The organism is Paenibacillus massiliensis subsp. panacisoli DSM 21345 (assembly GCF_000426545.1).
Classification (GTDB): domain Bacteria; phylum Bacillota; class Bacilli; order Paenibacillales; family Paenibacillaceae; genus Paenibacillus; species Paenibacillus panacisoli.
In genome coordinates, this window is the sequence record NZ_KE384534.1 from 193,073 (window position 1) to 213,768 (window position 20,696).

Below are 20,696 nucleotides of genomic sequence, written 5' to 3' on the forward strand. Positions count from 1 at the left end.
CTTGCTAAAAAGGGCATAATAATATAAGAGTTTTGCGCAAAGGATTGCGAAAGTCGCAATTCGACGGTCGGGTATTTACTTGAATTGGGGGCTTACATTAATGACATACAACGATACATTCATTCGCGCCTGCTATAGGGAGCAGGTGGATCATATTCCTGTCTGGTACATGAGGCAGGCCGGGAGATACGACCCGGAATATCGTAAGATCAAAGAGAAATATTCCTTACTTGAAATATGCAAACAGCCTGAATTAGCCGCAGAAGTCACTCTAATGCCAGTACGCAAGCTAGGAGTGGACGCTGCTATTTTGTATTCGGATATTATGAATCCGGTTGCTTCGCTCGGTATTGATTTTGATATCGTAAAAAATATAGGACCAGTCATCGAGAATCCGATCCGTTGTGCAGCAGATATCGACCGCTTGCGTCCCATTGATGTGGATGCGGACCTGAGTCACATTATGGAGACCATCCGCATTCTGGATCGTGAGCTGAAGGTACCGCTGATCACTTTTGCCGGAGCGCCATTCACGATTGCAAGCTATCTGATCGAAGGCAGACCGTCCAAGGGGTATATTCGTACAAAGGAAATGATGTATGGAGAGCCAGGCATGTGGTTCCGCCTCATGGATAAGCTGGGCGATATGGTTATTACGTATCTACGTGCGCACATAGCTAATGGTGGTAAGGCCTTCCAGCTATTCGACAGCTGGGTTGGTGCGCTCGCGCCCAAGGATTTCGAATATTACGTATTGCCAACGATTCGGCGGATTTTTGACGAATTAGCGGACTTGCACGTGCCCAAGATCTATTTTCCAGGCGTGAGCTCGGGAGAGCTGTTACCGTTGCTTTCAGGGCTTAAGGCTGATGTTATTGGCCTTGACTGGCGCGTATCCATTACCGAAGGAAGACATCGACTTGGGGGCAAATTTAGTGTACAAGGCAATCTGGACCCGTACGTGCTCACAGCTCCGATGAAGGTGATTCAGGAGCGGGCTAAGGTGATTATGGACGAGGGGATGCAGAGTCCTGGCTACATTTTCAATCTGGGACATGGGTTATTCCCTGAAGCGTCACTCGATAAGCTGCGTGAGCTGACAGCTTACATTCATGAATATTCAGCAGCGGCTATTAGCAAAGGTGTAGGAGTAACGCGTTAATTTATATACGCACAATTAAATGAACCGGAGGTACCACACTGATGAAAACGAAGATAGGTGTACTTGTTATGTCATATGGCACGCCGGAGAGTCTGGAGCAAGTCGAGGCCTATTACACACATATCCGTCGTGGGCGTGCTCCATCAGCAGAGCAGCTGCAGGAGCTAACAGATCGTTACAAGGCTATTGTGGGCGGAGTATTCCCGTTGCGTGAGAATACAGATCGTCAGGTCAAAAATTTACAGGAAGCACTGGGACGCAACAATCCAGATCCGAACATTGAGTTCGTATGCTATCAGGGCTTGAAGCATGCTGCACCGTTTATTGAAGATGGTGTTGAGGCGATGGCACGCGATGGTATTCAGCGGGGGATCGGAGTGGTCCTGGCACCTCACTATTCCGTCATGAGCGTTGGCAGTTATATTAAGAGGGCAGAAGAGAAGGCACAGGAGCTGGGTATCCAGATGGATTTTGTGGAGAGCTACCATCTGCATCCATTGCTGATCAAGGCATTGACGAACCGTGTGACAGCCAAGCTGGATTTGTTCGAGGAAGCAGGCGCAGACCGAGCTTCTGTGCGAGTGTTGTTCAGTGCCCATAGTCTTCCTGAGCGAATTCTGGAGATGGGAGATCCTTATGTGGATCAACTGATGGAGACCTCCAAGGCTATAGCGGAGCAGGCTGGAGTGGGGTCCTGGCAGTTCACATGGCAGAGTGCAGGCAGGACGGCAGAGCCATGGCTCGGACCAGACATTCTGGATACTTTGCATGTGCTGCATGAGGAACAGGTGGGGTACGTATTGTCGGCGCCGATCGGCTTCGTATCCGACCATCTGGAGGTATTGTATGATCTGGACATCGAAGCTCAGGCCGTAGCACGCGAGTTGGATATGAGATTACAACGGACTGACTCGCTTAACAGTGATCCCCTGTATATGGAGACGTTGAGTGATGTCGTTATAAGCCGATGGAAAAAGGGATGAAGAGGACATGGGATTAACACCACGCAGAATCGTCATTATCGGAGGCGGACTCACCGGCCTTAGCGCTGCCTTTTATAGTCGTAAGCTATTTAAGGAAGCCGGCTACGAGCCGCAGATTACCGTGCTGGAGAAGGCCCCTGTCCTTGGCGGAAAGATTGAGACTTTACACAAGGATGGCTTTGTCATTGAGAAGGGACCTGATTCATTTCTGGCCCGTAAGACGGCCATGATAGATTTGGCGAAGGAGCTAGAACTGGATCATGAGCTGGTTACGACCAACCCGGAGGCCAAGAAGACGTATATCGTGCAGAATGGGCGACTTCATCCTATGCCACCAGGCTTGGTGCTTGGGATTCCGACGGAGCTGAAGCCGTTTCTCCAGAGCGGTCTTGTATCGGGAGCGGGCAAGCTTAGGGCGCTGATGGATTTTGTCATTCCGCCGCGGCGAAGCACAGAGGACGAGCCGCTGGGCGAGCTGATCGAGCGACGGCTGGGCAGAGAGGTGCTGGAAAACATTACGGAGCCGCTGCTTGCTGGCATATATGCGGCTGAGATGCATCAGCTTAGTCTGCATGCCACTTTTCCACAATTCGGTGATGTCGAACGCGAGTATGGGAGCCTGATCCGCGGTATGATGACCGGAAGAAAGCCGCAGGAGACGCACACAGGCACACGGAAGAGCATGTTCATGACCTTTAGACAAGGATTACAAAGCCTGGTACATGCCTTGATTCATGAGCTGCAATCATGCGAACTACTCACCGGTACGGGCGCTGTTGCCATACACAAGACCGCTGCGGGCGCAAGCATGGCTTCACGATACACCGTACAACTGGATAATGGGACATTGCTGGAGGCAGATGAAATCTTCGTAACGGTTCCTACATTCGCAGCGGCTCCCCTGCTAAGCCCCCACGTGGATACCAAGGAGCTTGCAGCGATGAACTACGCTTCAGTGGCCAATGTGATTATGGCCTTCGAGCGAGCAGACATCGAGAATGTGTTCGACGGCTCTGGCTTCCTCGTGCCGCGCAAGGAGGGCAGAGACATCACGGCTTGTACCTGGACCTCAGCCAAATGGCTGCACACCAGTCCAGAGGACAAGGTACTACTGCGCTGCTATGTTGGCCGAGCAGGTGCCGAGCAGAGCGTTGGTCTGCCAGATCAGGAGCTGATTGCACGGGTGCGTAAGGACATACGCGATCTGATGGGTGTAACTGCTGAGCCGCTATTCACCGAGATTACCCGGCTCCCCAACTCCATGCCTCAGTATCCGGTAGGTCACACAGCTAATGTGGCAACGCTACGCAAGGAGCTTGGTGACGTGCTGCCAGGAGTATACGTCGCTGGAGCGGGATATGATGCAATTGGATTGCCAGACTGCATTCGTCAAGCGAAGGAATATGCTGGCATAGCAGTGGAGCGGGCAGGCTTGTCCTCCGTTGCTGCAAGGTAATGCCAAAGGCTGCTAGTGGATGATCACTGTTACCGCAGTCTCGAAGTTCAAGACCCAAAGACCTATTATAGTTGAACCCTCCGCGGACAGCGGGGGGTTCTCTTTGTAAACAGCGCTGTTATATAATAAAATGAGTACCCGAGCGGAAATAGAGTTAAGCTGGATTGTCTGTGACGACTATGCGGCTTCTATGACATGATAAAGGAGAGAATGATGCCCCTCTCAAGAAGCGAGAAGTATAATAAGCAAAAGAAACGTCGCAAGCACAAAACCAGAATCATGATGATGGTGAACCTGACTCTGCTGCTCATGATTGGAGCAGTGGTGGGCGTCTACCTCTGGACTGAACATACGGGAGCTTGGCCGAACAATCATCAAGCTACAGCATCGAATCCGGAAATGGCGGACAACAGCCGTGCTGTAGATGAACATAACGGTGAGCAGGAACGATTCGATGGTGCTGTGGACAGTGATACTTCTGTCGCGGAACAGTTCGGAACAGAGGGAGAAGAGACGACACAGCAAGCAGGTGATGCGGATGAATCTACTGATGACAACCCGACAGACGACAGCGGCGTAGCAGCAAACACACCTGAACGTTCAGAAGCCGACGAACCGAGACAGATGGATGAGGCCGCTGGTGGTAGCTCCACAACAATAGAGGACATGGCACAGCAGGAGACTATTGCTCCTGTAGAAGGTGGGGATACTTCCACAGGGAGTGGTTCAGTTGATCGAGTGCTCATGCACTTTGTGGGCGATATTCAATTTGCCGGCAAGGTCGAAGAGCGTCTGGAGAGCAAGGGCTTTGATTTTCCGTATCAATATCTTGGGGATCTATTTCGGACGGACGACCTAACGGTTGGTAATCTGGAAACCCCGGTCACGACTCGTGGCCAGAAGGCCGAAGACAAGACCTATGTCTATAAATCCTCGCCGAAGGCACTTTCTGCTCTTGCGGCAGCTGGCATGGACGCTGTGAATTTGGCCAACAATCACATTTTGGATCAGGGAGTAGAAGGGCTGCTGGATACGATGAGCTACCTGCAGCAATACGGCATTGGATATATGGGTGCAGGCAAGCAAGCGGAGCGCGCTTACGCACCAATCTACTATGAGAGAAACGGGATCAGAATCGCTCTGCTTGGCTTTAGCCGTGTTATTCCCAAAGTCAGCTGGTATGCTGGTAATGGGCCTGGTGTTGCAGGGGCCTATGACTCCACCCTGGCATTGAAAGCAATCCGAGAAGCGCGCAAGCAAGCAGATCTGGTCATTGTAACTGCTCATTGGGGTAAGGAGAAGACAAGGACGCTTGAGGCGCATCAAAGCAAGCTTGCACATGAATTCATTGATGCTGGAGCCGATCTCGTCATGGGCGGACATCCACATGTATTACAGGGACTAGAGCAGTATAAAGGGAAATGGATTGCTTATAGCACGGGTAACTTTATTTTCTCCAAAGCTCTGGACCCGTTAACGCTGCAGACTGCCATCTTTCAAGCCTCGTGCACCAAGCAGGGGGATTGCCAGCTGCAGCTTATCCCTTATCGTACTGAATTGGGTCAGCCTGTACCTATGGGAGCCGAGGAGGCAAGCCAGCTATATCGGGAATTGACCGCGGTATCCATCGGCGGGGCCCGAATCGAAGCAGATGGACGTGTGACGACGCAATAAAAGGCTACATGATGCAATGTGTAAATGATGCAATTCGTCCATGATACAAAACAAGGGAGAACAATCATCCTTTTGCCCAAGGAGGCTGTGTGATGAGGAACGGTTGTGCAGCTCACCGAGGCTGCTCAAATGCTGCTCCGGAGAATACGATGGCTGCTTTCCAGTTGGCCTTGGACTGCTCTGCTGTGAGCTGGATTGAGCTAGATGTACAATTATCCCGTGACGGTGTACCGATGGTCATTCATGATTTCAAGGTGGATCGAACGACGAACGGAACAGGGCTTGTGAGGGATATGACGTCCGCAGAGCTGGCACGATTGGATGCAGGGGCCTGGAAATCATCGAAGTACGCTGGAGAGCATGTCCCACAGCTTAGTGAGGTGCTGGATTTGTGCCAGGGCTCCGTGTCGCTTAATATTGAGCTTAAGACGTCGGGCAATATGTACCCAGGTCTGGAGAAGGCAGTGCTGCGAGAGATAATGGCGCGTAGGATGGAGAGGGATGTGGTGCTCACCTCATTTGACCGGCAGGCGCTTCGTCAGGTCAAGGCACTTGATTCTGAGATACGAACCGGACTGATCATTGACGCCGCCCCCAACGATCTCGCGGAACAGTTGGATAAGCTGGAGTGCACGTTTCTATCGCTCGGTTATCCCCATGTGAACAAGCAATTGCTCCGCAAGATGGCGGAGAGGGAAATTATCGTCATGGCCTGGACGGTCGATCAGTTACGACTTATGAGGCGCCTTGCTGCTATGGATTCGGAATTGCTGATCTGCACGAATCGCCCTGAGCTGTGGCCAGCGACCATCTCCAAGCGCAATTGGCTGCCGTTCCTGTAATCCCTCTTGCCACGAAGGCATTCGTAGGCACCATATAGTCAAGCGTTACTGTTGACTGACAAGTAAAAGTCATATCGATCGTATGGGATTGTAACGGGCTATATTTTGGCTGTAGCACACTTAATCATGCCCTACATAAGTTCATACTCCGTACTATTTAAGCTCCTGATTAAGATATATAAGCTCCTGAGCTGATTTGTTACAAATTCTAATCGTAGTAATTTCAATCTATACAGACAAAGGTGGCTGACGAGAATGATGAAGGAAATCCGCAATGTGTATTGTGTAGGACGTAATTATAAATTACATGCTGAGGAACTGGGTAATGCTGTCCCCGAGCAACCAATGATTTTCATGAAGCCGTCGCATGCGGTTGTACCTATGAATGGAGATGCACTGAGTCTTCCCTTGGACCGCGGAGAGCTTCACTATGAGGCAGAGCTTGTATTGCAACTGGGAAGTCACTACGAACCAGGGATGTCACTTGCGGAGAGTATTAGCGGCTTTGCCTTTGGCATTGATTTTACGCTGCGTGACGTACAGTCGGTCATCAAGCAGAAGGGCCACCCATGGACGGCTGCCAAAGGCTTCAGAAATTCTGCGCCAATTACACCGTTTCTTCCGTTTCCAGGCATGGAGGCTCTGCTTCAGCATGATTTCACGCTGTTGAAGAATGGACAGGTGGTACAGCGCGGTAACCTATCGAATCTGATCTTCTCCTTGCAGGTTGTAGCGGATTATATTGCTGAGCATTACGGTCTGGGAGCGGGAGATATCATCTTTACCGGGACTCCTGAAGGGGTGGGACCAACGGTTCGCGGAGATATATTGGAGCTTCAGTGGGGAAATGAATCACAAGGATCGTGCAAAATCGGCTAGTGTTGATGTGAATGTCTGCTGTAGTAAATAGTTATAAGGAATGGGCGCAATGCTTGAAGCGCGCTTGAAGTCATATTATGGTGCGGGAGGCTAATGTGGACTGGATCATTGGAGCAGCAGCTGCGCTGCTGGTGAGCGGAGCTGCATACCGGAGACGCTCGCTGACGTTGTCCGGCTGTGCAGCAGCTGTAATCATGGGTACTGTATATTATGGAGCAGGCAATCTGTTCTGGTTCGGTACATTGCTGTTATTCTTCATCACGTCTACAGCTCTATCCAAGTATAAGCAGGGACGGAAGGCTGAATTAGAGAAGTCTTATGCCAAGACCGGGAACCGTGATGCGGGGCAGGTGCTGGCGAACGGTGGTATCGGAATGCTGCTATGCATCTTGAACTTCGTATGGCCGCATCCCGTGTGGGCCTTATTCTTCATTGGGGTTATGGCCACGGTAACGTCAGATACCTGGGCGACCGAGATCGGTAGCCTGAGCCGGAAGCCACCACGATTCATTCTGAACGGCAAAGTAATGCAGCCAGGTACTTCTGGAGGCGTCTCATGGCTTGGTACCGGGGCAGCGCTAGCAGGTGGAATGACCATTGGCGTTGGAGCCTGGCTGTTCCAGCTAGTGGAGGGAGCTACCCTGCTTGGTTGGTGGGAATGGCTGCTGATCGGAGGCGTTGCTGGTATAGGGGGTGCATTCACAGATTCGTATCTCGGGGCTACGGTGCAGCTCATGCATCGCTGCAAGGTATGTGGCCGCGAGGTTGAGGTAGAGATGCACTGTGGTCAAGAGACTCTTGCCGTTCGCGGCTGGGGCTGGATGAGCAATGATGCTGTGAATCTGATCAGCTCTATTGTCGGTGGTGCGCTGGCATTGCTGGCACTGACTCTATGAATGTAGAACAGAGCACCCGATCGGGCAACAAGACAGAAAGGGGGAAGGGGCTATATGAGCGCCCTGCATGGAGATAAGCAGGAGGCGATCCTGGACGCGGCTTATGATATTTTCGGTACCAAGGGCTTCTACGAAACGAAGATTTCGGAGATTGCAGAGCAGGCAGGAATTGCCAAAGGTACCGTCTATCTGTATTTCGAAAGTAAGGAGCAGCTGTTCAAGGCCGTAACACGTCGTGATTGTGAGCAGTTCCTGGAGCGGCTCAGTCATTCCGTTCAAGGGTGTGCCTTCGAGGAACAGATCCATAGAATGGCCAGCCTTCATTTGCGGTATCATTATGAGCGGAGGCATCATTCGAAGCTGTTCTTCATGCTACCCAACAATGATCCAGAATTGATGGAATATATGCGAGGCTTCATTCAACGGTATACAGATTTTGTGACCCAGGTGCTGGAGCAAGCCGGGGTGAGTAATGGATCCTTGCATGCCAAAGCCTTGATCGGTATGCTGGAGCGGCTTAAGATGGATTTCATGTTCAACCAGGAATATGAGGAGGCAGAGCTGCTAACTACTGTTGAGCTTGCCGCGAATCTGTTTTTGGGGGGCTGCCGGGCAATGCCTATCAGATAGTACCTTCACAGGTGTGGGCGTATGTAGCGAATGTAGCATCAAGCATACGCACATCACAATCTAGGGCACTACAACTACAATCAATACTTTATTCAAACCATGTAGTGACAGCTATGGAGGAATATCGGTTCAATTAAATGACAGTAAAAGAAGGTCAGTTCAAAGAAAGTGTAGGGCAAAGCCATGAACATATTAACGGTAGAACAATTATCCAAAAGCTATGGGGTCAAGACACTCTTCCACGAAGTATCCTTCGGCATGGATGACAAGGATAAGATCGGGGTAGTCGGTGTCAACGGTACGGGCAAATCAACATTCCTTCGCACAATTGCAGGGATTGAGACACCGGACAGTGGACAAATTGCGGTCAATAACGATGTGCGGATTCAATACCTCGCGCAGAATCCAGAATTTGATGAGCAAGCTACAGTACTGCAGCACATCTTTGGTGGAGGCCTGCCGGAGATGAAGGTGGTACGTGAATATACAGAAGTTATGGAGCAGTTGGAGCTACAGCCAGGTAACGAATCGTTGCAGAAGAGGCTGCTTGAGGTCAACCAGCGGATGGATGCGTTGCAAGCCTGGACGTTAGAAAGTGAAGCGAAGGCAGTGCTGACAAGGCTCGGCATCACGCAATTCGACGCGCTCATGGGTAGTCTGTCAGGTGGGCAGCGTAAGCGGGTAGCACTGGCTGCTGCCCTGATTCAGCCCTGCGAGCTGCTGATTCTGGATGAGCCGACGAACCATATCGACAACGACTCTGTCGAATGGCTGGAGCAATATTTGCAGAAGCGACGTGGCGCGTTGCTGATGATCACGCATGATCGCTATTTTCTCGATCGTGTCGCTACAGTCATGCTGGAGCTGGATCGCGGTAATCTGTATCGTTATGAGGCGAATTACACTCGTTTTCTGGAGCTAAAGGCTGAGCGTGAGGAACGAGAGGCAGCCTCGGAGCAGAAGCGTCAGAATCTGTTTCGCAATGAGCTGGCCTGGATACGGCGCGGAGCCAAGGCTCGAACGACTAAGCAGAAAGCTCGCATTGAACGCTTTGAGAAGCTGAAGGAGCAACAGCCAGAGCAACGTGGCGGAGCTATGGATGTCTCGGTTGCATCTTCTCGTCTCGGCAAGAAAATCATGGAGCTGGAGCAACTGAACAAATCCGTGGAAGGTCGTGTATTGATCAGTAATCTGGACTACACCGCGGTTCCCGGTGACAGAATTGGGATTGTCGGACCGAATGGAAGTGGCAAGTCGACGCTCTTGAATATGATCGCTGGCAGGCTGGAGCCAGATCAGGGACAAGTTGTGCTCGGCAGCACGGTGAAGCTGGGGTACTACACTCAGGAGCACCAGGATATGGACATGAATCAGCGTGTTATTGAATACATCAAAGAGGGCGCTGAGATTATACGAACAGAAGATGGCAGTACAATCACGGCTGCACAAATGCTGGAACGATTCCTTTTCCCGCCTGGGATGCAGTGGACGATTATTGGAAGACTGTCCGGCGGAGAGAAGCGGCGTCTATATCTACTGCGTGTGCTGATGGAGTCTCCTAACGTACTGCTGCTGGATGAGCCGACGAATGATCTGGATATTCAGACACTTGGCGTGCTTGAGGATTATCTGGATGACTTCCCTGGTGTGGTTATTACTGTATCCCATGATCGTTATTTCTTGGATCGTACTGTAGATAAAATCATGGCCTTCGAGGGGAACGGAAAGGTACGGACCCATGTAGGCAACTATACGGAATATGCGGAGTGGATGACTCGGCATGCTGCTGAGACGGCGTCAGCGAGCGCTGCAGCCGAGAAGAAGACGGCTACGGAGAAGCAGGAGCAGGCTCCCAAAAAGGAAAAGCTGAAATTCAGCTACAAGGAGCAGCGTGAATATGAGCAGATTGACGAGCTGGTAGCGCAGGCTGAAGAGCATCTGGTGCAGATCGCAGCAGAGATGGAGAAGGCGTTCAGCGACTCGTTGCGGCTACAGGAGCTAATGCAGCAGCAGGCACAGGGTGAAGCTGAGCTGGAGCGTCTGATGGAGCGCTGGACCTATCTGAATGAGCTGGCTGAACGAATCGAAGAGAACAAATAGTATCAATTGGACCGCAGTCGCCTTATTTGGTGGATTGCGGTTTTTTTGATTTTCACGTCAGAAATGAACCTTTTTCCAGTTCAGTTAGTTTAAGAGGTAACAGGTTGGAGAGGAGGAAGGAAGCATTGACACAAAAGGAGCTTTTTGAGAGCTACAACAAGCAGGTCTACCGAACATGCTACTACATGGTACATAACGAGGCAGATGCTGAGGATCTCTGTCAGGAAGTATTCATCTCGATCTTTCGCAGCGACTGGGAGCGTGTGGAGCATCTGCGGGCGTGGATTATGCGTATTGCCGTGAATCGTTGTCTGACTCACCTGAAGACAAGGCGCAGACGAGAAGCCAAGGACATGCTTGTACAGAGCCAATACCGCTCTACGGATCAGGAAGGAAAAGCATTAGACCTGCTCGTAGAGGAACGGGAGGCTGCGGAAGAGCTGGCCACGGATATGATGCAGCTGCCACCAAAGATTCGTGCCGCCATATCACTAAGATACATGCATGATTTCAGTATAGCTGATATCGCCGAGATTCTGAGCATACCAGTGGGTACGGCAAAGTCAAGAGTGCATAAGGGACTAAAGCTTATGAAACTAATCATGTCAAAGCGGGATTATGTTATCCACCGTTCGAATAAAGGAGGATGTCATGAAGCATATCGAGAACCGACTGAAGCAGCAATTAAACCATGAAGACGGGCTGAGTTATCCTGATTTTAACAAAATGTGGTCCAATATTGAGACAATCTCCGATGCTGATACACAAGTCAATGCTCCCATAGAAGCAACCGACACGGCCATGATGAAGGCAAACGGTGCAGCAACTTCCAAGAAGATGAGACAGCATTCTGGATGGAAATATGGATGGGAAATAACCAACTTCAGACTGCGGGAATGGCGCCGGGCTGCAGCACTTGCTTCTCTCAGTGTTATCATCATCGCAGCCCCAGTATATGCGGCACTTCAGATGGATTGGACTCATTTGTTGAATCACAGGAGTGGTATCCAGGCGGCTTTAGCACAAAACCTGGGGCAGACGATTGAGCAATCGGTGACGAAGGACGGGGTCACGCTAACGATTCATTCAGCCATAGTGGACGAGAATCGTACGGTCCTCTTATATAGTCTGGATACAGGGAGGTATGGGCAGACTGAGTGGAAGTTCACAGACAAGGTATTGGTGGATGAGAAAGGTCAACGAATTGAGGGTTTGAACAGTACGCAGAAGTGGGATGAAGAAACCCGCAGGTACATCGGGTATTTCGAGTCTGACTGGACGCCAAAATCCGGGCAAGCCAATATTAAACTTCAGGCTGAGCAAATACAATTCTTCTCACTTCAATCTAAGGGAATTCCACTTGATATTAAAAAATCAGGTGAGCAGCAGTTTGCGATTGAGCAGGATGGAATCAACAAGGTGGTTGCTCAAGTATTTCCAGAGGGTGAGGACAGCCTGCTGTTGACTACAAGCATATTTTCTCCACAGTCCCAGTCGGAGTTCAAGGATTGGGCTTTTCCAGAAGTGAGCGCGTATCGGAATAGCGAGGCCCCTGTTCCCTACTATAATGGGACCTTTGGTACCCCCGGTGATCAGGGAGAGTACATGTCACAGAAAACTTACAAGCTAGCTGATGTGCAGGGAGAAGGTACTAGCTTCCAATTGGACTATCTCCGGCGGGAGGCGACCATTGATCAACAATGGACCTTACCGCTTCATCTGAACAAGCAGCAAATGGAAGCGGGTACTCTGCGTAGCGATCTTGATCTGTTGGTCCCGGATACTGAGGATCAGCTAGTGCTGAAGGAACTGGTCATTACCCCTACTCAAATTCGTGTGATGGCAGAGCATGAGGAGCGATATTTTCAATCCTCGTTTGTCAAATATGAGTTGGAGGTGGATGGTCATATACTGAATTCAAGCAACTGGTATTCCGAGCAAGGGGATTACAAAAGTAAGCTGTATGCGGAGAGACCGCTGGATTTGGAGATTACAGAGTCGTCCACGATCAAGCTGATTGGGCGGCATCATATTGAGAGACATGATGGAGGTGAGTATCCTCCAATTCTACTTAAAAATATTAGCAGCGAACGCCAATCTTTCATGCAAGACATTGGTGGCTATCCTGTGAAATGGACGTATTATCGCGAAGATGGTAATCTTTTTGTAGAGACCGAAAGTGCTGATCCCTTGTTCGGCGGCGTAAACCAGACCCACATCGGCAAAGGGAAGGATCGTATCATAGGCAAGCCGCTCACGGTCAATTTCTCAGGGGATGGAAATAACAAGTCTATTGATGTATATAAGGATTATGGTTCAGATAGCGCAGAAATCTACATGTTCTACTACACTACTGAACGCCCGGATGAGCAATTCAGCATCCAGCTTCGTCTGTAGTGTCTGTAGGCTTGATTACAGGAAGGATGATGGCATCTGAGCACGCAGGTACAGCGCTGCGCATGGGTCAACGCAGACCCCTTGTATATCGCCTATCATGATGAGGAATGGGGTATACCGAAGTACGGAGATCAAGAGCTGTTTGAGCTACTTATACTGGAGGGTATGCAAGCGGGACTAAGCTGGTATACCGTTCTGAAGAAGCGTGAAGCCTTCCGTGAAGCCTTTGACCACTTCAATCCAGAGCGGATTGCGGCCTATGATGAGGAGAAGATCGAAGAGCTGATGAGCAACCCTGGCATCATTCGCAATCGACTCAAGATCCAGTCGACGATTACGAATGCACGAATTTATCTGGACGTCATGGAGGAAGGCAGCTTCTCTGAGCTGCTATGGAGCTTTACGGAGGGTGTTCCCTTGGTGAATCATTGGCGTGATGTAACCGAGGTGCCAGCTGTCACTCCTCAATCGGATCAGATGAGCAGGATGCTACGCAAGCGAGGCATGAAATTCGTCGGCTCGACCATTTGCTACGCATTTATGCAGGCTTCAGGCATGGTGGATGATCATACGATGGACTGTTTTTGCAGAAAGCAATAAGGTTTATGGCAGAAGGAGAGCTCCAACCTGCTTCCAGAGTACTTTTATGAATCCCCTAAATTTCGAACGGTGTTGGTGTAAATGCTGCTTCGCCAAGAAACCCTAATCTTATCTATAAGATTAGGGTTTCTTTTCTGTTGACAAAAGGTCCGCTCCTGCCTATTCTTAATGAATGAATATGAGAATCATTATCACGAAAAAGAAGAGGGGATCTACATCCATGTTCGCACATCATCGTAAATCTGTTGCCTTTACCATGGCGACAATCCTACTACTGTTATTTGTAATTGTAGGATGTAGCAATACAGGGAGCAGTAATGATGCTTCAACAGCTATTTCAAATAAGACCGCTACCACCAAATCAATTACGATGTCATGGCCTCGTGATATCGGTACGATGAATCCCCACACATATAATCCTTCACAGCTGTTTGCTCAGTCGATGCTCTATGAGCCACTCGTAAGCTACCAGAAGGATGGTAAGCTGGAGCCGGCCTTGGCTGAATCATGGACCATATCAGATGACGGCAAGGTATATACATTCAAGCTTCGTTCTGGTGTGAAATTTTCAGATGGCACTGACTTTAATGCCGAGATCGTCAAGAAGAATTTTGATGCGGTGATGGCACACAAGCAGACTCATAGCTGGCTGGGCATTGTAGACGTGCTTGACAAGACAGAGGTAGTGGACGATCTTACCTTCCGTATGACACTGACACAGCCATATTATCCCGTTCTGCAGGATCTATCTGTAGTTCGTCCGTTCCGTTTTTTGGGTGAAGCCGGATTCCCTGATCATGGGGATACTTCTGAAGGTATCAAGGAGCCTGTGGGAACAGGACCATGGATGCTGGCAGAGTACAAGCAGGATGAGTATGCAGTCTTCAAGCGCAACCCGAACTACTGGGGTACCGCACCCAACATCGACCAGGTTACTGTCAAAATCATTCCTGATGCAGAGACCCGTGTGGCTGCCTTTGAGAAAGGTGAGCTTGATCTAATTTATGGTGAAGGTGTCATTAGTCTGGATGCGTTCAAGCAACTGCGTGATAATAATGAATACACGACACAACTGTCAGATCCGGTAGGTACTCGTAGTCTGCTGCTGAACTCCTCCAATCCGAAGCTGTCCGATGTGAGGGTACGCACGGCGCTTCATCAAGGCTTTAATAAGCAAGCTATGGTGGAGGGTATAACCTCCGGTCTGGAGGAGCCAGCTGATTCCGTCTTGTCCAAGAACTACCCGTATACGAATATTGATCTTCAACCGATCGCATATGATGCCCAGAAGTCCAAAGCTCTGCTGGATGAAGCGGGCTGGATGCTGCCTGCTGGTGGTACCGTTCGAGAGAAGGATGGTCAGAAGCTGGAATTCGAGATGATCTTCGATAAAACGGACCCGATTCAGAAGGCGATGGCTGAGACGATTCAGGCTGAGTGGAGTGAATTGGGCGTCAAGGTGAATCTGACAGGTCTTGAGCTGACCGTGCAGATCAAGCGTCTGAAGGCGAATGATTTCGATCTGTATTTCTGGTACAACTACGGTGCACCGTATGATCCGCATTCCTTCGTAAACGTCGTGGCAAGCCCTGGATTTGGTATCTCAGAGACGCTTAGTGCCATTCCGATGAAAAAGGAGCTTGACGAACAGATTCGCGCGGTCCTGTCATCAACGGACGAGAAGCAGCGTCAGGAGCTGTACACATCAATCCTGAGCACATTGCAGGAGCAATCGGCGATTGTACCGATTTCCTATATCAAGAAAACAGCGGTATACCAGAAGCATATCAGTCAGTTTGTATTCCCGGCTAACCGCGATGAGAATCCTTTTGCAGGAATAGAATTGGGCACTCCGTGAATGATCGGTACAGCTGCGTAGTGTAACCCATGGGAGGAAAAATGGTGGTCAGCTATATCGGTAAACGAATAATGGCGATCGTTCCAATTGTTTTTATTGCTACACTTGTTACTTTCGCGCTTATTCACATTTCCCCGGTTGATCCGGCAGAAGCCTACCTGACAGCAGCTCATATCTATCCAACACCTGAGCTACTGGAGCAGAAAAGGCATGAATTCGGGCTGGATCAGCCCTTACTGACCCAGTACATGAATACGATTCAGAAAATGGCCAGGCTGGATTTTGGCACATCCTATCTCACGAACCAGCCAGTATGGAAGGAAGTGAGCGCTAGGCTTCCGGCAACAGTAGAGCTGGCTTTATGGAGCATGCTGTTGTCTGCCCTGGTTAGCATTCCGCTGGGAATTCTGGCTGCTGTATACAAGAATAGCTGGATTGACATGGTGAGCAGACTTATCTCTTATTTTGGAGCATCGATTCCACAGTTCTGGCTGGGCTATCTGCTCATCTTCTTCTTCTCGGTCAAGCTGGACCTGCTGCCTGTTGAGGGTCGGGGAAGCTGGGAGAACCTGGTGCTGCCGACAGTGACTCTTTCACTGGTGCTAATCGCTGTGTATACGCGCCTGCTGCGTACCAGCGTGCTGGAGCAGCTACAGGAGACGTATGTGCAGTATGCCAGAACACGTGGGTTACGCGAACGGACGATTGTCCTGAAGCATGTACTGAGAATTGCCATATCGCCGCTTATTACCGGTATGGGTATGAATATGGGTAAGCTGCTCACAGGTACAATCATCGTGGAGCAGGTCTTCTCATGGCCGGGCTTCGGACGTTACTTTGTGGAAGCGATCTTCAATCGGGATATTCCGGTCATTCAATGCTATGTCTTCTTGGCGGCTTGCCTGTTCATCGTGTGTAATCTACTCGTTGATCTGGTTCAGCTCTATATGGACCCGCGGATTTCAGCGAAAGGACGGGCTGAGCAGTGATAAGTAAATGGCGTAAATGGTTCAAGGGTGAGAGAGCCATCCTAATCTGTACGGTGGTAGTGCTCTTCTTCTTCGCGGTTACCTTGCTGGCTCCGTGGATTGCTCCGCATGATCCGGTCAAGGTGAATCTGCTGCAAAAGTTGCATGGTCCATCGGCGGAGCACTGGTTAGGAACAGATCATCTGGGGCGTGATAACCTGTCCAGACTGATCTATGGAGCCAGGGTATCCATTGGATTTGCGACAGTGATATTCCTGTCTTCCTTAGTCATTGGTGTGGTAGTAGGCTCTGTTGCAGGCTATCTGGGAGGCTGGGTGGACAGCCTTCTTATGCGCCTTTGTGAAGGGATTATGGCCTTTCCGAATCTGGTGCTGGTATTAGGGATTGTAGGTATCTTCGGACCAGGTCTGATGCAGGTGCTGCTTGCGCTCATGCTGGTGCAGTGGGTGTATTATGCGCGGATATGCCGGAATATGGTAGTCAGCCTGAAGGAACGGAACTTTATTGCGGCTGCACGGATTAGTGGCTCGTCTTCCTGGCGCATCATTCGCAAGCATATTATTCCTAACGTGCAGCGCCCTATTGTAGTGATGGGGACTCTGGAGATGGGCTGGGCGATTATGGATATTTCTGCATTGTCATTTCTGGGTCTGGGCATCCAGCCGCCGAACGCGGAATGGGGAGCCATGATCCATGAAGGGACGAGCTATATTCGCAGCCATCCCGAGTTGATGATCTATCCGGGCTTGCTGATCCTCGTGGTAGTCATTACATTCAACGTGCTGGGAGAAGCGCTATCCGAGCGATATGGTATTGCCAAACGGTAATGCCATCTCATCAGCAGAGATAGACGGAGTGGAAGGACGGTGAGACAAGCGTGATTAGTCCAAAGGAGAACGATAGGGTAATGGATCAAACGAGGCGCCCAGAGCAGGACAAGACGGCTACCGCTGCTTCCAATGTGCTTGAAGTACGTGACTTGGAGGTGCAGCTCCACAATGTAGATAATCCTATGACCCTGCTGCAATCTATACAACTGGATATCGGAAAAGGTCGAGTGTTCGGCCTGGTGGGGGAAAGCGGCAGTGGCAAGTCGATTACCTGTAACGCTATTTTGCAGCTGCTCAATCCCCAGAGAATGAATGTAACCGGGAGCATTCGGCTAAATGGGCGGGAGCTAAGCTCGTTACCAAGCGAAGAGATGCGGCGTATCCGGGGCAAGGAGATCGGATGCATTATCCAAAACCCGATGAATGCCTTTACACCTGTATACACCATCGGCTCTCAATTCATGGAGACGCTGCGCACACATGCTGGAATCTCCAAAGGACAAGCCAAGGAGCAGGCCATTGCAGCCCTTGCAGACATGAATCTGCCTGAGCCTGCCAAGCTGATGCGCATGTACCCGTTTCAACTAAGTGGGGGCATGCTGCAGCGTGTCATGATTGCGGTATCGATGTGTCTGCGGCCTGCTCTGGTCATTGCCGATGAACCGACCACGGCGCTGGATGTGGTGAATCAGCTTCGGGTGCTCCAGGCGCTGAATCGACTACGTACAGAGTATGGCACTTCGATTCTGCTGATCTCCCACGACTTGGGCGTCATTTCACAGATGGCAGATGAGGTAGCGGTCATGCAAAGGGGGCGCATCGTGGAGCAAGCTGGTGTTCATGAGTTATTTGACCAGCCACAGCATGAGTATACACGCATGTTGCTTCATGCTCGGCCTCAGATGGCTTGGTGAGCGGGGAGCACATGGTAGTGAGCTCTTACTCACTCCAAGCATAAGAGAGGATGATGAATCGTGCTTCAGGTACATGTACTAACCCATAGCTATGGCAGACGCAGCTGGTTGGACCGTGCTGGGCGACGGGCTCCAGTGCTATCGGATATATCGTTTACAATTGAAAAAGGCTGCTGCATGGGGTTACTGGGCACGAGCGGGGCAGGCAAGAGCACATTGGGCAAAATCATCCTCGGTCTGGAGAAGCCGAGCAAGGGCCAGGTGCTGTTCGAAGGCCAGGATATTTATCAGTCCAACAGGCAGGTGTTGAGGGCCTTAAGACGTGATCTGCAGGTGGTATTCCAGGATTGCTATTCTGCCGTAAATCCGCTCATGACTGCCGCTCAGATTATTGGAGAACCTCTGGACAACTATGAGCGCTTGTCACCACAGGAGAGAGAGCGACGAATTGGTCAATTGCTGGAGCAGGTGGGACTTCGCGTAGAGGACGGAAGCAAGCGACCGAATCAGTTCAGTGGTGGACAGCTGCAACGGGTTAACATTGCGAGGGCGATTGCCCTTAAGCCCAAGTTGATCGTGCTGGATGAATCGGTCAGCAGTCTGGACATGGTCCATCAGACACAAATATTATCATTATTGGCTGAGCTACGTGCGACTTATGGTCTGTCCTATCTGTTCATTACTCATGACATACGGGCTGCTATGGGAATCTGTGATCGGATTGCTGTACTGGATCAAGGGAGGCTCGTCTATCAAGGTGATGACAAGGATGCTATTCTACAGTCCAAGCACCCAGCGATCCAACGGCTAGTGTCTTCGGTTCTACCGGAGCACCCATCCAAGCGTATTTCCTTTGCCTAATGGAGTGTTGATCGTGTACATGCTGGATATTTGAATCGGGTTATAAGATGAATCGGATTATAAAATGAGAAGACTGTTTCTGGCCGAGTGGCTTTGAGACAGTCTTCTATTGTTAGGGCGGAGCTACTGACTTAGTTCATCCAATCGCTCTATATCTGCCGCTTGCCTCTCTTGCGAGCAGCTCTATCTATAGTGGGGGAGGCTGAGCATACAAAAAAACAAGCTGACAGGGAAGTGCAGACGTCAGCTTGTGGTATTAGGACAAGCACTCAAATGAACTCGGGTGATCATTCTGATTCTGTTTAATAATATCGACAGGCTCCACGCTTGTATTGCTCAATACTCATATTTGATCTGGCCGAGGTACTAGTACCCTGACCGAAACTGATTTCAGGTTTGAATGGTCTGGAGGGATCGTGGTTAGCGGAAAGCGGGGAAGCCCTAGAGAAACGGAGTGGCCGCCTTTAAGCTTGCTGTTCATCCGCTTTTCCAATTCGTTCAAAAGAACAGCAAGCTTAACAGTGGTCGACAGGGTTCCCGCTTGCAGCGACTTTTCACTCACATTTAATAGGGTCAAGGTATTACGTTATTGCCGAATATAAGCGGCCAGTAAGCGAGTTGTATTGATTACCGCTTGCTTGTGCGTGCGTTCCATGGAGTGGGAAGCATGTACGCCTGGTCCAATTAATGCTGCTCGAATGTTGTGTCCGGCCTTAAGAGCTGCCGATGCATCAGAGCTGTAACGTGGGTAAATATCAACAGCATGTGGAATAGCGAGCTGTTGCGCTAGGTTGATCAGTCGGCTTGTCATCTCATAATCATAAGGCCCCGAGGAGTCCTTGGCACAGATGGATACATCCGTCTCTTTGCAGCTAAGGTCATCTCCAATAGCTCCCATATCAACGGCGATCATCTCTGCGATGTCTCCTGGGATGGATGCGGCTCCGTGTCCTACTTCCTCATAGTTGGAGATGAGCAGCTTCACGGTATAGCGGGGCTTCCATTGTTCACGCTGAGCGGATTCCAGTAAGCCGAGCAGTGCGGCTACACTGGCCTTGTCATCCAGATGACGGGATTTGACATACCCAGACGGTGTGACAACTGGGCGAGCGTCGAAGGAAATGAAATCCCCAACACCGATCCCTAGTGCAAGCACATCCTCTTTGGTGTTCACCAACTCGTCGATACGAACCTCCATGTTGCTTTCCTTCCGCTCAAAGGTACGTGCTTCAGAGTAGACATGCACAGAAGGCTGGGTTGATAGAATTGTGCCTGTATATACCTGCCCGCTCCGTGTATGAATCTGGCAGTATTCATTCTCAATGCTGTTCATTGAGAAGCCGCCCACAGAGGTAATGCGCAGCGTGCCATAAGCCGATATGGAGCGTACCATAGCGCCAAGTGTATCCACATGCGCACTGAGAGCGATAGTGCGACTGGAATCCTCTCCTGGGAGGGTGAGGATGGCACCGCCCTTGGCATTCCACTCCACAGGTACCCCGAGCTTATCAGCCTCCTCGGCAATCCATTTCATGGCCTGCATCGTATAGCCGCTGGGACTAGGGATGCTCAGCAGCTTTTGCAGACGATCCACGACATATTCTTCATTTGGTTGGATATTCAAC

At 50.4% G+C, this 20,696-nt stretch carries 18 protein-coding genes; 17 read left to right on the plus strand and 1 reads right to left on the minus strand.

What is annotated here, in order from left to right:
* The first annotated feature begins 100 nt into the window (after positions 1-100).
* The 17 genes from hemE (at position 101) to nikE (ending at position 19,071) form a co-directional block, all read left to right on the plus strand.
* On the plus strand, positions 101-1,162 hold the full coding sequence (gene hemE / locus K331_RS0123350) for a uroporphyrinogen decarboxylase (RefSeq protein ID WP_028592134.1): 1,062 nt from the start codon (positions 101-103) through the stop codon (positions 1,160-1,162).
* 41 nt (positions 1,163-1,203) lie between these two features.
* Positions 1,204-2,145 carry a ferrochelatase gene (gene hemH / locus K331_RS0123355; protein ID WP_028592135.1) on the plus strand — a complete coding sequence of 314 codons (942 nt, stop codon included), beginning with the start codon at positions 1,204-1,206 and terminating at the stop codon, positions 2,143-2,145.
* A gap of 7 nt (positions 2,146-2,152) precedes the next feature.
* Positions 2,153-3,601 (plus strand): protoporphyrinogen oxidase, encoded by a 1,449-nt coding sequence (hemG, locus tag K331_RS0123360; RefSeq protein WP_028592136.1) that lies wholly within the window; start codon positions 2,153-2,155, stop codon positions 3,599-3,601.
* 213 nt (positions 3,602-3,814) lie between these two features.
* Positions 3,815-5,275, plus strand: coding sequence for a CapA family protein (locus K331_RS0123365; protein WP_051289990.1), 1,461 nt, complete (start codon positions 3,815-3,817; stop codon positions 5,273-5,275).
* A gap of 92 nt (positions 5,276-5,367) precedes the next feature.
* Positions 5,368-6,117, plus strand: a complete 750-nt coding sequence (locus K331_RS30330) for a glycerophosphodiester phosphodiesterase (protein WP_036635669.1) — start codon at positions 5,368-5,370, stop codon at positions 6,115-6,117.
* A 255-nt stretch (positions 6,118-6,372) separates the two neighbouring features.
* Complete coding sequence (locus tag K331_RS0123375; protein ID WP_028592138.1) at positions 6,373-6,996, plus strand: fumarylacetoacetate hydrolase family protein; 624 nt, start codon at positions 6,373-6,375, stop codon at positions 6,994-6,996.
* 95 nt (positions 6,997-7,091) lie between these two features.
* Complete coding sequence (locus tag K331_RS0123380) at positions 7,092-7,892, plus strand: DUF92 domain-containing protein (protein ID WP_018885939.1); 801 nt, start codon at positions 7,092-7,094, stop codon at positions 7,890-7,892.
* A 54-nt stretch (positions 7,893-7,946) separates the two neighbouring features.
* A complete protein-coding gene (locus K331_RS0123385; protein WP_028592139.1) occupies positions 7,947-8,522 on the plus strand; it encodes a TetR/AcrR family transcriptional regulator in 576 nt (191 codons plus the stop codon).
* A gap of 183 nt (positions 8,523-8,705) precedes the next feature.
* Positions 8,706-10,622 (plus strand): ABC-F family ATP-binding cassette domain-containing protein, encoded by a 1,917-nt coding sequence (locus K331_RS0123390; protein WP_028592140.1) that lies wholly within the window; start codon positions 8,706-8,708, stop codon positions 10,620-10,622.
* Positions 10,623-10,747: 125 nt separating this feature from the next.
* Positions 10,748-11,317, plus strand: coding sequence for an RNA polymerase sigma factor (locus tag K331_RS0123395; RefSeq protein WP_028592141.1), 570 nt, complete (start codon positions 10,748-10,750; stop codon positions 11,315-11,317).
* On the plus strand, positions 11,274-13,019 hold the full coding sequence (locus K331_RS0123400; protein ID WP_028592142.1) for a DUF4179 domain-containing protein: 1,746 nt from the start codon (positions 11,274-11,276) through the stop codon (positions 13,017-13,019). Before K331_RS0123395 ends, K331_RS0123400 begins: the two co-directional genes overlap by 44 nt.
* A gap of 36 nt (positions 13,020-13,055) precedes the next feature.
* Positions 13,056-13,619 carry a DNA-3-methyladenine glycosylase I gene (locus tag K331_RS0123405; protein ID WP_028592143.1) on the plus strand — a complete coding sequence of 188 codons (564 nt, stop codon included), beginning with the start codon at positions 13,056-13,058 and terminating at the stop codon, positions 13,617-13,619.
* Between the two features lie 220 nt (positions 13,620-13,839).
* Positions 13,840-15,477 carry a nickel ABC transporter substrate-binding protein gene (gene nikA / locus K331_RS0123410; protein WP_028592144.1) on the plus strand — a complete coding sequence of 546 codons (1,638 nt, stop codon included), beginning with the start codon at positions 13,840-13,842 and terminating at the stop codon, positions 15,475-15,477.
* A 44-nt stretch (positions 15,478-15,521) separates the two neighbouring features.
* Positions 15,522-16,466 (plus strand): nickel ABC transporter permease subunit NikB, encoded by a 945-nt coding sequence (gene nikB / locus K331_RS0123415; protein ID WP_028592145.1) that lies wholly within the window; start codon positions 15,522-15,524, stop codon positions 16,464-16,466.
* The gene (gene nikC / locus K331_RS0123420) at positions 16,463-17,293 is read left to right on the plus strand and encodes a nickel ABC transporter permease subunit NikC (protein ID WP_028592146.1); all 831 of its coding nucleotides are present in this window, start codon (positions 16,463-16,465) and stop codon (positions 17,291-17,293) included. The genes nikB and nikC overlap by 4 nt, the downstream gene beginning before the upstream one ends.
* A gap of 80 nt (positions 17,294-17,373) precedes the next feature.
* A complete protein-coding gene (nikD, locus tag K331_RS0123425; protein ID WP_051289991.1) occupies positions 17,374-18,210 on the plus strand; it encodes a nickel import ATP-binding protein NikD in 837 nt (278 codons plus the stop codon).
* A 60-nt stretch (positions 18,211-18,270) separates the two neighbouring features.
* Complete coding sequence (gene nikE, locus K331_RS0123430; RefSeq protein ID WP_028592148.1) at positions 18,271-19,071, plus strand: nickel import ATP-binding protein NikE; 801 nt, start codon at positions 18,271-18,273, stop codon at positions 19,069-19,071.
* 586 nt (positions 19,072-19,657) lie between these two features.
* Here the strand turns inward: nikE and K331_RS0123435 are convergent.
* Complete coding sequence (locus K331_RS0123435) at positions 19,658-20,695, minus strand: M42 family metallopeptidase (protein ID WP_028592149.1); 1,038 nt, start codon at positions 20,693-20,695, stop codon at positions 19,658-19,660.
* Position 20,696: the final 1 nt, after the last annotated feature.

What these genes read in the sequence shown, in the direction of transcription:
- nikD (WP_051289991.1), top strand. Translation starts at nt 17,374, where the DNA reads ATGGATCAAACGAGGCGCCCAGAGCAGGACAAGACGGCTACCGCTGCT.
- K331_RS0123365 (WP_051289990.1), top strand. Translation starts at nt 3,815, where the DNA reads ATGCCCCTCTCAAGAAGCGAGAAGTATAATAAGCAAAAGAAACGTCGC.
- nikA (WP_028592144.1), top strand. Translation starts at nt 13,840, where the DNA reads ATGTTCGCACATCATCGTAAATCTGTTGCCTTTACCATGGCGACAATC.
- K331_RS0123390 (WP_028592140.1), top strand. Translation starts at nt 8,706, where the DNA reads ATGAACATATTAACGGTAGAACAATTATCCAAAAGCTATGGGGTCAAG.
- hemE (WP_028592134.1), top strand. Translation starts at nt 101, where the DNA reads ATGACATACAACGATACATTCATTCGCGCCTGCTATAGGGAGCAGGTG.
- hemH (WP_028592135.1), top strand. Translation starts at nt 1,204, where the DNA reads ATGAAAACGAAGATAGGTGTACTTGTTATGTCATATGGCACGCCGGAG.
- K331_RS0123385 (WP_028592139.1), top strand. Translation starts at nt 7,947, where the DNA reads ATGAGCGCCCTGCATGGAGATAAGCAGGAGGCGATCCTGGACGCGGCT.
- K331_RS30330 (WP_036635669.1), top strand. Translation starts at nt 5,368, where the DNA reads ATGAGGAACGGTTGTGCAGCTCACCGAGGCTGCTCAAATGCTGCTCCG.
- hemG (WP_028592136.1), top strand. Translation starts at nt 2,153, where the DNA reads ATGGGATTAACACCACGCAGAATCGTCATTATCGGAGGCGGACTCACC.
- K331_RS0123400 (WP_028592142.1), top strand. Translation starts at nt 11,274, where the DNA reads ATGAAGCATATCGAGAACCGACTGAAGCAGCAATTAAACCATGAAGAC.
- K331_RS0123375 (WP_028592138.1), top strand. Translation starts at nt 6,373, where the DNA reads ATGATGAAGGAAATCCGCAATGTGTATTGTGTAGGACGTAATTATAAA.